The 13,071-nt window shown below is 71.6% G+C and carries 14 protein-coding genes; 8 read left to right on the top strand and 6 right to left on the bottom strand.

Annotated features, from left to right (window positions below; translation table 11 throughout):
• The first annotated feature begins 13 nt into the window (after positions 1-13).
• Both OIE12_RS23250 and OIE12_RS23255 read left to right on the top strand, forming a co-directional pair.
• Positions 14-928 (top strand): MerR family transcriptional regulator, encoded by a 915-nt coding sequence (locus OIE12_RS23250; protein ID WP_329138362.1) that lies wholly within the window; start codon positions 14-16, stop codon positions 926-928.
• An 86-nt stretch (positions 929-1,014) separates the two neighbouring features.
• Positions 1,015-1,227 carry an EF-hand domain-containing protein gene (locus OIE12_RS23255; protein ID WP_329138364.1) on the top strand — a complete coding sequence of 71 codons (213 nt, stop codon included), beginning with the start codon at positions 1,015-1,017 and terminating at the stop codon, positions 1,225-1,227.
• Positions 1,228-1,287: 60 nt separating this feature from the next.
• On the opposite strand, the gene OIE12_RS23260 is transcribed toward OIE12_RS23255, so the two are convergent.
• On the bottom strand, positions 1,288-2,130 hold the full coding sequence (locus OIE12_RS23260) for an ABC transporter ATP-binding protein (RefSeq protein WP_329138366.1): 843 nt from the start codon (positions 2,128-2,130) through the stop codon (positions 1,288-1,290).
• On the bottom strand, positions 2,130-3,881 hold the full coding sequence (gene leuA, locus OIE12_RS23265) for a 2-isopropylmalate synthase (protein ID WP_329138368.1): 1,752 nt from the start codon (positions 3,879-3,881) through the stop codon (positions 2,130-2,132). Before leuA ends, OIE12_RS23260 begins: the two co-directional genes overlap by 1 nt.
• Positions 3,882-4,083: 202 nt before the next feature.
• Here leuA and OIE12_RS23270 point away from each other — a divergent pair, with 202 nt between their 5' ends.
• A complete protein-coding gene (locus OIE12_RS23270; RefSeq protein ID WP_329138370.1) occupies positions 4,084-4,773 on the top strand; it encodes a FadR/GntR family transcriptional regulator in 690 nt (229 codons plus the stop codon).
• 14 nt (positions 4,774-4,787) lie between these two features.
• Here the strand turns inward: OIE12_RS23270 and OIE12_RS23275 are convergent, their stop codons facing one another.
• Positions 4,788-5,345 (bottom strand): glycoside hydrolase family 25 protein, encoded by a 558-nt coding sequence (locus OIE12_RS23275; RefSeq protein ID WP_329138372.1) that lies wholly within the window; start codon positions 5,343-5,345, stop codon positions 4,788-4,790.
• A gap of 357 nt (positions 5,346-5,702) precedes the next feature.
• On the opposite strand from OIE12_RS23275, the gene OIE12_RS23280 reads away from it, so the two are divergent.
• Positions 5,703-6,020 (top strand): hypothetical protein, encoded by a 318-nt coding sequence (locus OIE12_RS23280; RefSeq protein ID WP_329138374.1) that lies wholly within the window; start codon positions 5,703-5,705, stop codon positions 6,018-6,020.
• Positions 6,021-6,215: 195 nt separating this feature from the next.
• Here the strand turns inward: OIE12_RS23280 and OIE12_RS23285 are convergent, their stop codons facing one another.
• A complete protein-coding gene (locus OIE12_RS23285) occupies positions 6,216-6,443 on the bottom strand; it encodes a hypothetical protein (RefSeq protein WP_329138376.1) in 228 nt (75 codons plus the stop codon).
• Positions 6,444-6,733: 290 nt separating this feature from the next.
• On the opposite strand from OIE12_RS23285, the gene OIE12_RS23290 reads away from it, so the two are divergent.
• The 4 genes from OIE12_RS23290 (at position 6,734) to OIE12_RS23305 (ending at position 11,964) form a co-directional block, all read left to right on the top strand.
• Complete coding sequence (locus OIE12_RS23290) at positions 6,734-8,209, top strand: cation:proton antiporter domain-containing protein (protein WP_329138378.1); 1,476 nt, start codon at positions 6,734-6,736, stop codon at positions 8,207-8,209.
• Positions 8,210-8,377: 168 nt separating this feature from the next.
• The gene (locus OIE12_RS33510; protein ID WP_443054068.1) at positions 8,378-8,941 is read left to right on the top strand and encodes a CBS domain-containing protein; all 564 of its coding nucleotides are present in this window, start codon (positions 8,378-8,380) and stop codon (positions 8,939-8,941) included.
• 492 nt (positions 8,942-9,433) lie between these two features.
• Positions 9,434-10,669, top strand: a complete 1,236-nt coding sequence (locus tag OIE12_RS23300; RefSeq protein WP_329138380.1) for a cation:proton antiporter — start codon at positions 9,434-9,436, stop codon at positions 10,667-10,669.
• Entirely contained in the window at positions 10,666-11,964 is a 1,299-nt protein-coding gene (locus tag OIE12_RS23305; RefSeq protein WP_329138382.1) for an ArsB/NhaD family transporter, read from the top strand. Before OIE12_RS23300 ends, OIE12_RS23305 begins: the two co-directional genes overlap by 4 nt.
• On the opposite strand, the gene OIE12_RS23310 is transcribed toward OIE12_RS23305, so the two are convergent.
• Together OIE12_RS23310 and OIE12_RS23315 are read right to left on the bottom strand one after the other, a co-directional pair.
• A complete protein-coding gene (locus OIE12_RS23310) occupies positions 11,946-12,209 on the bottom strand; it encodes a hypothetical protein (protein WP_329138384.1) in 264 nt (87 codons plus the stop codon). The two genes, OIE12_RS23305 and OIE12_RS23310, sit on opposite strands and share 19 nt — an antisense overlap.
• 173 nt (positions 12,210-12,382) lie before the next feature.
• A complete protein-coding gene (locus OIE12_RS23315; protein ID WP_329138386.1) occupies positions 12,383-12,826 on the bottom strand; it encodes a nitroreductase family deazaflavin-dependent oxidoreductase in 444 nt (147 codons plus the stop codon).
• Between the last annotated feature and the right edge of the window lie 245 nt (positions 12,827-13,071).

A 13,071-nucleotide genomic window follows, 5' to 3' on the forward strand; every position in this document is an offset into this window, starting at 1 on the left:
CAGACTCGCCGACGTGACCGAGAACAGCACCGCACCGCTCACCATCGGCGAGCTGGCCCGGGCCACCGGACTGCCGGTGCGCACCATCCGCCACTGGTCGGACGAGGGCGCCCTGCCGCCCGTGGCCCGCTCACCCGGCGGCTACCGGCTGTACGACGCCGCGAGCGTCGCCCGCCTGGAGCTGATCCGCACCCTGCGCCAACTGGGCCTCGGCCTGGCCGACGTGCGCCGGGTGCTGTCCGGCGAGAGCAGCGTCGCCGAGCTGGCGGCCGCCCACGTCGCCGCGCTGGACGCGCGGATCCGGGCGCTGCGGGTGACCCGTGCGGTGCTGTCGACCGTGGCGAAACGCGGTTCCAGCGCGGAGGAGACGACCCTGATGAACAGACTGGCCCGGCTGTCCGCCGCCGAACGCGGCAGGATCCTGCGAGAGTTCGTGGACGAGACGTTCCACGGACTGGACACCGCCGACCCGGCGATCCGGGACCGCATGAGTTCCCTGACCGCCGACCTGCCCGACGACCCCACACCCGCCCAGGTGGACGCCTGGGTGGAGCTGGCCGAACTGCTCCAGGACCCCGGCTTCCGGGCCGAGATGCGCACGGCGGCCGAGCTCCAGGCCGCCGACCACGGCGAGGGCGCCCCCGCCGGGCAGTCCATGTGGTTCGCCCGGCGGCTGGTGCAGCAGGGCGCCGAGGGCCGCCGGCGCGGCATCGACCCCGCCTCGCCCGAGGCCGACGCCGTTCTCGGCGAACTGATCGGCGACGCCGACCCCGTCGCCGTGCTCGAACGGCTGGAGCTGATGACGGCCGGCCGGGTCGCCCGCTACCGCGAGTTGCTGGTCACGGTGCGGACCGGCACCCCCGCCGCCGCCCGCCGCGAGGAGTTCGCCTGGGTGGTCGCCGCACTGCGCGCCCGCGCGGGCCGTTAATCTGGCCTGCGTCAACAGGACACGCCCGTACGGCGGCACCGCGGGTGCCCGGCGGCGGACAAGGCACCACAGAAGGGGGCCGATCGGTGGCGGACATCGAGGCAGCGCGCAAGGAGTTCCAGCGGATCGACACGGACGGCGACGGGTTCATCACCGCCGCGGAGTTCAAGTCCGCCCTGGCGCAGGGAGGGGACTGGAACGTCACCGAGTCGGTGGCCGAGTCCGTCATCGCCAGCCGCGACCTCAACGGCGACAAGGTGCTGTCGTTCGACGAGTTCTGGACGTACCTCAACAAGTGACGTCATGCGTGCGGGGCACCCGTCGGATCCCGGCAGGGTGCTCCGCACGCGTACGACGGGTCAGCCCCGGCGCGTCCGCGTCACCCGCACGCTCCAGCGGCCCTCCCGCCTCTCCAGCGCCAGTGGCAGGTCGAAGCACTTGCTCACCAGGTCGTCGGTGAGCACCTCCGCCACCGGGCCGCGCGCCAGCGCCCCGCCCTCGCGCAGCAGCAGCGCGTGGTCCGTGCCCGGCGGCAGCTCCTCCAGGTGGTGGGTGACCAGGACCGTCGCCAGCCGGGGGTGCTCCTCCCGCAGCGTGTCCAGCGCCTCGATCAGCTGCTCCCGGCCCGGCAGGTCGAGCCCGGTGGCCGGTTCGTCGAGCAGCAGCAGCCGCGGCTCGGGCATCAGCGCGCGGGCGATCAGCACCCGGCCGCGCTCGCCCTGCGACAGCGTCGTCCAGCGGGCCTCCCGCCGGTCCGCCAGCCCCAGCGTGCCGGTCAGCCGGTCCGCCCGTTCCTCCTGCTCCGGCGTCGGCGCCCACCGCGGCTGCGGTTCCACGGAGTTGGTCAGCCCGGTCAGTACGACGTCCCGCACCCGCAGCGCCGAACGCAGCGGATGCCGGGGGTTGACGTGCCCGACCAGGGACCGCAGCTCCCGCAGGTCCACCGTGCCCAGCCGGCGGCCCAGTACCTCCACCGTGCCGTGCGTGGGGTGGACGAGCGCGCCCAGCAGGCTCAGCAGGGTCGTCTTGCCGGCCCCGTTGGCGCCGAGCAGCGCCCAGTGCTCGCCGGTGCGCACGGTGAGCGAGACGTCCCGCAGCAGCGGCCGCCCGTCCCGTACGACATGGACGTCCCGGGCGTCCAGGACCACCGTGTCCGTGCCGCCGCCGCTCCTCGTGCCCTCGCCCCTCACGCTCCTGTTCATCACGCCCCCGCCCGGTTGACCGCCGACAGCACCGCGTGCACGGACGCCGCCAGCACCGAGGTGTCCCGGCCCGCGCCCCACGCGGTGGCGCCGTCCACCCGGCACTCGGCGTAGGCGACCGCCTCGCCGTCCGTGCCGGGGCCCGCCGCGTGCTCGGCGAAGTCCCGCACCTCCACCGCGATCCCGGCCCCGGCCAGCGCGTCGGCGAACGCCGACAGCGGACCGTTGCCGGTGCCCTCGTGGTCGCCACTCCGGCCGTCCCGCTCCAGCGTGCACACGAACCGGTGCGTCCCGGACGGCTCCTGCGTCGCCGACCAGGCGGCCAGCCGCACCGCGCCCTCCCGGCCCGGCGCCAGGTACGCCGCCTCGAACAGCGCGTACAGCTCCGCCGCCGTCGCCTCCCGGCCGCTGTCGTCGGTGGCCCGCTGGACCACCTTCGAGAAGTCCGGCCGCATCCGGGCCGGCAGGTCCACGCCGTGCCCGGTCCGCAGCAGATACGCCATCCCGCCCTTGCCCGACTGCGAGTTGACGCGGATCACCGCCTCGTACGAGCGCCCCAGGTCCGCCGGGTCGACCGGCAGGTACGGCACCGCCCACGGCGCCTCGCGCTCCGGCACCCCCAGTTCGGCGGCCCGCTTGGCGTGCGCGGCGAACCCCTTGTCGATGGCGTCCTGGTGGGTGCCGGAGAACGCCGTGTGGACCAGCTCACCGGCGTACGGATGGCGCGGGTGCACCGGCAGCCGGTTGCAGTGCTCCACCGTCGCCCGCACCGCGTCGATGTCGCTCAGGTCGACCATCGGGTCGACGCCCTGCGCGAACAGGTTGAGCGCCAGCGTCACCAGGTCGACGTTGCCGGTGCGCTCCCCGTTGCCGAACAGACAGCCCTCCACCCGCTGCGCCCCGGCCAGCACCGCGAGTTCGGCGCAGGCGACGCCCGTACCGCGGTCGTTGTGCGGATGGACGGAGAGGATGACGGAGTCCCGGCGGGCCAGCTGGCGGTGGACGTACTCGATCTGGTCGGCGTAGACGTTGGGCGTGGCGATCTCCACCGTTGCGGGGAGGTTGTGGGTGACCGGACGGTCGGGGCTCGCGTCCCAGAACTCGGTCAGCTCGTCGCACAGTTCGAGCACGTAGTCGGGCTCGGTCAGGTTGAACGTCTCGGGCGAGAACTGGAAGCGCACGTGTCCGCGCAGCCCGTCCGCGCGGCGGGCCATGCGCTCGGCGGCCTCCCGCACGGTCCGCCGCACCTCGTCCCGGTCCCGCCCGAGCACGACCTCCCGCCACACCGGCGAGGTCGCGATGTACAGATGGACGACGGCCCGGTCCAGCCCCTCGATCGCGTCGAACGTGGTGTCGATCAGCTCCGGCCGGGCGGGCGTGAACACGACGGGCGTGACGTCGTCCGGGACGGCACCGTCCTCCACCAGGTGCCGCACGAAGTCGAAGTCGGTACGGCTGGCGGAGGGATAGCCGACCTCGATCTCCTTGAACCCCCTCCCGGTGAGCAGGTCGAAGAAGCGGCGCTTGCGCGGGGTGTCCATCGGCTCGGCGAGCGCCTGGTTGCCGTCGCGCAGATCGACCGGCACCCACAGCGGGGCGCGCGAGAACCGGGCGGCGGGCCAGCTCCGCTCCTCGACGGGGACCCGCACGCGCTCCTCGAAGGGGCGGTAGCGGTGGTACGGCATGGGACTGGGCCGCTGCGGATTCCAGGGCTCCTGGGCGGGCGGACGGCCTTCGTGGGTGATGCTCATGCTGGTCTGCGACTGCCTTCGGCTCGGTCGGACGGCGACCGGCGGCACGGCGGAACCCCGCGGCGGGGTGCCGGTCGTGGTCAGACCCCGCCGCGGCAGCCGAGAAGAAGCAGACCGCGGTACGTCATGGCGGTACGCTACCCACACCTCAGCTCCTCAGACAAGTGGTGACCGTCAGCCGCCGTCCACGTAAGGTGCCCCCATGCCCCTAGACGCCGTCCGCCCCAGCCCGCTCGTCGAACAGGCCGCGGACCGGCTGCGCGCGCAGATCACCGGCGGACAGTGGCCGGTCGGCACCAAGCTCCCGGGGGAGACCACGCTGGCCAAGGAGCTCGGCGTCGGCCGCTCCACGGTCCGCGAGGCGCTGCGCGCCCTCGCCGGCGCCGGACTGGTCCGGGCACGGCAGGGTGCCGGCGTCTTCGTCACCGCCACCGAACCCGCCGAGGACTGGCCCGCCCGATTGCGACGCGCCGCCGTCACCGACGTCTACGAGGTCCGCCTCGGCGTCGAGGTCCACGCCGCCGCCCTCGCCGCCGCCCGCCGCACCCCCGAGGACACCGCCGCGCTCCGGACCGCCCTGGCGGGCCGCCGCACGGCCGCCGCCGGCGACGACGCGGCCTTCGTCGACGCCGACATCGCCCTGCACGCGGCCGTCGTCACCGCCGCGCACAACCCCGTCCTCGCCGACCTCTTCACCGAGTTCATTCCCACCCTCCGCCGCGGCCTGATCGAGATGCTCGACCTCGTCGGCCTGCGCACGACGGACCCCAACACGGGCGACGACACCCACGAGGCCCTGGTCGAAGCGATCACCCGGGGCGACGCCGAGGCGGCGTCGACGGTCCTGCGCGAGGAACTGGAAGGAACGCTGGGCCTGTTGCGCCGGGCGTGAGGCCCCGGTCCCCGTCAGGCGTCGTCCGCCCATTTCTTCAGCGCGGCTTTACTGCTGAAGTCGGCGACGTCCTTGTCGTGCGGGTCGGAGGTGTACTGGTGGAAGCGCCACTTGGCCTTGATGCGGGGCTCGCCCGCTGTCACGTAGTCGGCGATCCAGAGGCCGTCGCCGGCGTAGGAGGTGGTGTCGACGTTGAGCCAGAAATTCCGGTTGCAATAGAGCAGGACCCGGTGGTTCGGCCGGAGCGATTTCACCTTGCGGATGAAGCTGTCCTTCTCCGCGTTGCTCGCGTGGGTGCCGTCGCCTGTGGTCTCCCAGTCGACGGCGAGGAGGTCGCTGCCCTTCTCGGGCGCGTGTTTGACGAAGTACTCGGCCTGGGCGGTGAGATTGCCCGGCCAGAGGAAGTGGTAGAAGCCGACGACGAGCCCGGCGTCACGGGCGTGCTCGGTCTGGGCGGACAGCCGGGGGTTGATGTACGAGCGGCCCTCGGTCGCCTTGATGAAGGCGAAGGAGAGGCCGTCCGTGTCGAAGGAAGAGGACTGGTAGGCGCTGACGTCGATGCCTCGCAGCATGGGGGGACTCCTCGAAGTGTGCGGTGGGGGAGGGGAGTTGCCGCCCGTCCACCCTGGCATGAGGCTGGTGCCCCGTGTGCGCGGAACCCTCACACGGCGAGGTGGTCGTACTAACACTCGATGATGTTGACAGCGCGCCCGCCGCGAGCCGTCCTGACGGACGTGCAGGCCCCGGAGGGGGCCCTCCCGTCGCCGGCCGGTCGGTTCGGGACCCACCGTTCTTCACCGTCATGGCTACGGCACCTCCGGGTTCGTCGCGTCGGCCGCGGAGGGTCCCGGGGAGCCGGCGGTGGCCGCGGTGCCGGGTACCCAGGTGTCCCCGTCCGGGTTCTGTCCGGGCGCGGCCTCGTCCCGTTCATGGTCGGCCTGCTCGGCCTGCTCGGCCTGCTCGACCAGGGCGTCCGGGCCCCGGACCAGGCGGTGGGGTGGATGTCCGAGAGCGGGATCGCCTGGGTGTCGTCGACGCTGTCCGGCAGCTGTACCAGCCCGACGTGGGCGTACGGGATCCTGGCCTACTCGGCCCGCAGCCCGTCCAGCCCGTCCAGCCCGCCCGCGGCCTCCGCGCCGCCGAAGAACACGGTGCCGGCCCGTGGTCCCTGCGGGTTCGCGTTGTCGCACGGTGCGCGGATGCGAGAGGGGCGTACCGGATCTCACGAGAAAGTGCGTCAACGGTGAGAGGGGCCGACCGGCGTGCCGCTGGCGATCCGCGCGCAGCGGTCGGGAATCAAGGTGTGATCGCTGAATGCGGCGCTTTCGAGCGCGAAATCAGTCATGCCGGCCGAGGTGCCCGGGAGGGGCACTGCCTTGTCACCGGCCGCGGGCCGGACGGCGCTGAGCCAACGTCACTGGGCCACCTCGCCGTCGCACCGGTCAGTGACCGGTCGCCAGGTCTCCGTCGTCCTCACTGTCGCCGTCGTCACCGGTGTCCGCCGCGGCGTCGGCTGCGCCCAGTGCCGCACCCAGTGAGGAGAAGTCCAGGATCTCGGCGGCCTCGCGCCTGGTCCGTTCCGCGGTGCGGGCGGCGATCGCGGGCAGGTCGCCTCGTTCGGCTATCAGCTGGTCGTAGATCGGGGCGACGGCTTGGGCGGCGAGAGACACGTTGTACAGACCTACTTCTGTGTGTGACACGGGACGGAGGGCGGCGAGTGCGGTCAACCGCTGTGCGCGGCCGAATCGCACGCCTCCGCGCCTGCCAGGTGAACCCGGGCAGGCCAGATCTCCGCTACCCGCCCCCTCGCCCTTCACACCCCGGCACACCGCACTGGAATGCGCATCGGCCCCGCTCGCCATCAGCGGCTCTCCCGGCGGGTCGGCGGCTGGTCTGCGGGTACTTGCGCACGCGGTGGCGGCAACACGGCGGTCACCGGGGCTGGTGAGGAGCGGGTGGTATGACGCAGGAGGTCGAATCGCTCGGCTGGGCGGTGCTGATCGCCGGGGCGGTGATGGCCGCGGCCCTCGTCTTCCATCCCGTGAGCGAGCGCATCCGGGTGCCCGCCCCCGCCTTCTTCCTCCTCGCCGCGGCCGTGGTCTCCGATCTGGTGCCCGGCCTCCGGACGATTCCCCTGGACATGGTGCAGCGGCTGGTCACGGTCGCGTTGATCTTCGTCCTGCTGGACGGAGGTGCGTCGCTGGGCTGGCGCCGGCTGCGGCCGTCCCTGGCGGCGGCGTCCTGGATGGGGCTGGGCGGCACCGTCGTGATCGCCGCGGCGACCGGCACGCTGGCCCATCTGTTCCTCGGCCTTCCGTGGGAGCCGGCACTGCTGCTCGGCATCGCGCTGGCACCGACCGATCCGGCGGCGGTCTTCTCCGCCCTGGGGCGCAAGGAGATCGCCGGGCGCAGTGGCACGCTGCTGAACGGCGAGGCCGGTCTGAACGACCCGGCCGGCATCGCCCTGCTCACCGCGGTGCTCGAACTGGGCGGCCGGACCGGTGGGGCCGCGGTCGGGCATGTCGCCTGGGTCTTCGTCGAGCAGATCGCCGTCGGGACGGCCGTCGGCGTGGCAGGCGGGCTGGCGCTGCTGCGGCTCCTGCGCCGAGTGCGGCTGCCCGGCCAGGGCCTCTACTCCCTGTCCGTCATGGCGGGCGCACTGGTGATCTACGGAGTGGCGACCGTGGCGCACGGCTCCGGCTTCCTGGCGGTGTTCACCGCAGGGGTGGTGCTGGCCGACAGAGGGGTGCCGTTCGAACGGGAGATCGAGCGGTTTCATGACGCGCTGTCCAGCCTCGGCGAGATCGCGGCCTTCACCGCACTCGGCCTGACCGTCACGCTGGCGGATTTCGACAACCTCGGGGCCTGGGGCGACGGCGCGGTCATGGCCGTGATCACGCTCGTCCTGGTCCGCCCGGTGGTCATGATGCTGATGCTGCGGCCGGTACGGCTGCGGACCGGGGAGCGGGTCTTCCTCTCCCTGACCGGGCTGAAGGGCGCCGTGCCGATCCTGCTGGGCAGCTTCCTGCTCACCGAGCACACCACCCACGGCCGCTCCCTCTACGACATCGTCTTCGTCGTGGTCGCCGCCTCCATCCTCGTCCAGGGAACCCTCATCCCCTGGCTCGCCCGGCGCTGCCATGTGTCCCTGCGCTCCACGCCGCTGCGACCGTGGCCGCTCGGCATCCGGTTCCGGTCACCACCCACCGGCATACGGCGCTACCGCGTCCGGCCCGGCGCGACGGCCCAGAACACGCGCGTCGACGACCTCGACCTGCCGGCCGACGTCTGGATCGCGCTCGTCATCAGAAAGGGAGAGCTCCTCACCCTGCATCCCGACACCCGTTTGGACGCCGAGGACGAGGTCGTCCTGGTCACGGACCCGGAGTCGGAGGGACCCGACGACGGCGTGGCGCAGGTCTTCGGGGCGGCCTGAAACAGCACCACCGCGCAACCCGTCACGGACTGAGCCGCTCGCCCGGCGCGTCACCACCACTGCCCGGCGCGTCGCCACCGACTCGACCGCCGTCGAGCCGCCTTCGAGGAAGGAAGTCGCTGTGCCCATACCCGCGCCAGTTTCCTCCGCATCCCGCGGCGGGTGCGCATGACGGCGCGTAGGACACCGCAAGCAGAGGGACGGAACGGACGGGGTGCCGCGCGCACCCGCCTGGCCTCCGGTCTACGGCTGTTCGTGCTGTCCGTCCGCCGTGCTGCTCGCCGGGGTCGGCGCGATCGGCCGGCCTTTCGGCTGGGTGATGCTGACCACGACGTTGGGCCCGACGGCCCATCTGCTGCTGGCCCACCCCGATTCGGTCGGCGCACGACTGCGCAGTGCCGTTCTGGACCATGCCGCGGCGATCGTTGCCGGCCCCGGCCGCCTCGCCGCCCTCGGACTGTGGGGCCATGCGTCGGCCGCCGCCCAAGAGCACGACAGCGCGCGCTCTCGGGCCGGACGGTGCGTGCGGTGTGCGGCAGCGAGCCGGCCTCCGTGGCTCCCGACGATGACGTCGACCGTGCGGTGCAGCTGATGCGTGCCGAGGCTGTTCGCCGGCTGCCGGTCGTCGAGGACGGGCGCCCTGTCGGCATCGTCGCGTTGGGCGACCTCACCGTCGAACGCGATCCCACCTCGGCGCTGGGCGACATCAGCGCGGCCGAACCGAGCGCCTGATCAGATCAGAACGGCGTCAGTGACAGCACCGCCGCAGCCGGGAGTGCCTGGTGATTCGATCGCCCCGCCGCTGAGCAAACGGCACGAACGACGGCGACAGGCCGTTGTCCGGCATCGGGTCTGTCGCGGATCGGCAGGGGGCGGAATGCCGGCCCCTGGTACCCGAGGGTACGGAGCAGGAGCTGGTCATCTGCCGCTGTCCCGGACTGAACGCGACTCCTGCCAAGACACCGACGGCCGGCACTGTCAGTTGCACCGATGCCAGGCGGTGTCCCACGTGTACCCGTAGGTGGGCAACGTGTAGAAGTCGTCCACGGTCGACATGGTGTCGCCCGGTGGCCGTGGTGGACGGAGGGAAAGTGGGTGTCCGGCGAAGCTCTGCGGTGATCTGTCGGAGACACGTCAGGATCCTGTAGGGTTTGCGACGGTGTGCCGGGAAGCCTGGTCGGCGAGCAGAGGACAGATCTCTCTTCCGATCGGGGGCTTCTCACCGTGGTCCTGGTACTGGTGTTCGGTGCCGCGTTGCTGGTGGCGGTGCTGTTGTCCGGGCTCGCCGCCCGCACGGTGCTGTCGACGTCCTTCCTCTTCCTGACGGGCGGTGCGCTGGTCGGCGACGGTTTTCTCGGACTGGTCCACATCACGCCTGACAGCGGGATCGTGTCCGTGACGGCCGATCTCGCCCTGTTCTCAGTGCTCTTCACCGACGGCATGCACGTGTCACTGCCGAAGCTGCGTACGAACTGGCGGAACCCCGCACGCGCCCTGGGCCTGGGCATGCCGCTCGCGTTCGTCTTCATGGCACTGGCCACCCACTACCTGGTGGGCTTCGACTGGACGACGTCCTTCCTGGTGGGCGCGGTCCTGGCGCCGACCGACCCGGTGTTCGCCTCGGCGATCGTGGGCCGTGCGGAGGTCCCGGCCAAACTGCGCCAGTTGCTGAACGTGGAGAGCGGCGTCAACGACGGGCTGGCCCTCCCGGCCGTCCTGGTCCTGATCGCCGCGGCCGGGCCCGCGACCGCCGGTACGGAGCCGTCCCCGGGGCGGACCGGGCTGGAGCTGCTGCTGGGACTGCTATGCGGCGTCGTGCTTCCTCTGCTGGTCAGCGGGCTGGCCCGGTTCCGACTGCTGGGAGCGGAGCCGAAACTCCAGCCGCTGCTCCCACTGGCCACCGGGATCCTCCTGTACGCCGGCTGTCACCTGACGCACGCCAACCCCTATCTGGCAGCCTTCTCGGCGGGGGCGGTCCTCGCTCATGTGTCCCCGGAGGCGCAGAAGTCCTTCGAGTCGTTGGGCGAGGATCTGGCGGAGCTGGCGAAGTTCGCGGCACTGCTGGTCTTCGGTGCTCTGTTGACCCCTCAGCTGTTCGGTGACCTGTCGCCAGGCGGTTGTGCGGCCGTGGTCCTGGCGATCCTCCTGGTCCGTCCGGCCTCGCTGCTGCTGTCCCTGCTCGGTACGGCGCTCTCACGGCGGGAAAGGCTGGTCGCTGCCTGGTTCGGCCCGAAGGGATTCGCGTCCGTGGTGTACGGACTGCTTGTCCTGCGGTCCGGAATTCCCCAGGCCGAAGAGGCTTTCACGCTCGTCGCGGTCTGCATCGCCGTCTCGATCGTCGCGCACAGCTCGACGGACGTGCCGATCGCCCGCGCTTTCGACGTCGAGGATCTGGCGGGCACCGGCGACACCTCCCGAGGCATCCCGGCACAAGCACTCCCGGCAGACGGAGGATCGTGAACGACTGGCACAGCTGGGCCGCCGTCGTCGTGTTCGTCGGCGCGTACGCCCTGATCATCAGCGAAAAGATCCACCGGGTCGCCGTCGCCCTGGGCGGCGCGGGTCTGATGTTGGCGATCGGGGCGACCGACGACGGCTCGGCCTTCTACTCCGAGGAGTCCGGCATCGACTGGAACGTCATCTTCCTGCTGATGGGCATGATGATGATCGTCGGAGTGCTGAAGAAGACCGGCCTGTTCGAGTACCTGGCCATCTGGGCGACGAAGCGGGCACGTGCCAGACCCTTCCGGGTGATGGCCATGCTGGTCGTGATCACCGCCCTCGCCTCGGCCCTGCTCGACAACGTCACCACAGTCCTGCTGATCGCCCCGGTCACCCTGCTGGTCTGCGAACGCCTCGCGCTGCCCGCCGCCCCGTTCCTGATCGCCGAGGTGCTGGCCTCCAACATCGGCGGTGTCGCCACCCTGGTGGGAGATCCACCGAACATCATCATCGGCAGCCGCGCCGGCCTCGCCTTCGACGACTTCTTGCTCCACCTCGCCCCGCTGGTGGCCGTCCTGGTCGTGGTGCTCCTGCTCCTGTGCCGGGTGATGTTCCGCAAGGCCTTCGTCTACGACGGAGAACGCGCGGCCGAGATCATGGCGCTCCAGGAACGGGAGGCGATCAGGGACCCCCGGCTGCTCGTCCAGGGCCTGGCCGTGCTGACCCTGGTGGTCGCCGGGTTCGTCCTCCACCCCGTACTCCACTACGAGCCGAGTGTCGTCGCCCTGCTCGGGGCGGGGCTGCTCGTCGCCGTCTCCACCGTGGACACCGCAGAGGTCCTGGCCGAGGTCGAGTGGCCCACCCTGGCCTTCTTCGCCGGACTCTTCGTCATGATCGGCGGCCTCATCGACACCGGTGTCGTCGGCGAGGTCTCGCGAGGTCTCGCGGACCTCCTCGGCGGCGACGAACTCGGCGGTTCCCTGACGCTGCTGGGCGGCTCGGCGGTCCTGTCCGGCGTCGTCGACAACATTCCGTACGTCGCCACCATGGCTCCCCTCACCAGCGACCTGGTCCAGGACATGGGCGGCGGCAGCGACCACGTGCTGTGGTGGGCCCTTGCTCTCGGGGCCGACCTCGGTGGCAACGCCACGGCCATCGGTGCCTCCGCCAACGTCGTCGTCCTCGGCATCGCCGAGCGCAGCGGTCGGCCCATCGGCTTCTGGCAGTTCACCAAGTACGGTCTCGTCGTCACCGCGGCGACCGTGGCGCTCTCCCTGGGCTACATATGGCTGCGCTACTTCCTGCCGGCCTGAAGCGAGTGCGGCTCCATGGCGGCCGACGGATCGGCGGCGGCGCTCCGCGACTGCCGAGGACCGGCCTCCTGCGGCTCTTCCAAAGGACGTGGAGAGCCGGCGGGCAGGCAGGAGAAGAGGCCCAGGAGCAGGCCGAGTATGGCCGCGGCGCCGAGGACACGCCCCGCACGACGCAACCGGTCCCGGGTGCCCAGGTGCCGCCATGCCGGACCGGGCCGGTCGTCCAGGCGCCACAGTTCGCCCACGGCATCACCGCTCCTGGTTCCGCGGCCGTTTCCGCGCGGGGCGGCCCGCTCCCCTGCCGAGGGCTCCCGGGGAGCGGACCTGAGTATGGCTTCCTCGCTGTCTGTGAGGAATTTCTCCCACACGGACTCGGGAACGGGGTCCAGCACTGCTGCCTCCTTCGTGCCCTGTCTTCTCACGGCCGGTGTGTAGCCACCGGCTGGTGCATGTCTCCGTCGAGACGGACGAAGGGGATCGCGCGGCCCGCCTCACGCAACGACGACTCGCTGCTGTCACAGGACAGTCCCCGGAACGCGCACAGACGCCGGGTGGACCGGGGATGCCGCCCGACGTGGCGCGCCGTGATCTCGGCGCCTTCGTCCGGAGTGAGGAACCGTGCGGTGACGGCGTGGTGGCGGTTGCCGAACTGCAGGACTGTTTTCGGCTGCGCGCGCAGGTCGCGGTACCACTCGGCGTCGGTACTCAAGCCGGCGGCGACCACCCAGCTGCGGCGTGACGGTTCGTACGCCACGACTTCGACGACGGCCCGGCGGTCGTACCCGGTTTCGTGGCCCACATGGTGCAGCAGGACGAATCGCCTGCTGAGGAGGGGCCCGAGGCCTATCCGGAAGAGAAGCACGGACGCGCGGGCGGCCGGACTTCGCCAGTCGGTAGGAGTGGGGGGCCGGATGGTGCTCGTGTCTTCGCGCGTCGTTCTCACCTTCTTCGGGACAGACGGCGTCCGTTTCCGGCGCCGGTTCGGCGTAGCGGTCGGCAACAGCTACTTCATAAAGAAAAATTTTGCATAGTCTAAGGCGGTGAGGGGCGCTCAGGAAGGGAAGGGTGGAGCGTCTGCCAGTCACCGTGAGAGCGCTGGAGTGCGTC

Origin of the sequence: Streptomyces sp. NBC_00670 (assembly GCF_036226765.1) — a bacterium.
In the GTDB taxonomy this organism is placed as follows: Bacteria; Actinomycetota; Actinomycetes; order Streptomycetales; family Streptomycetaceae; genus Streptomyces.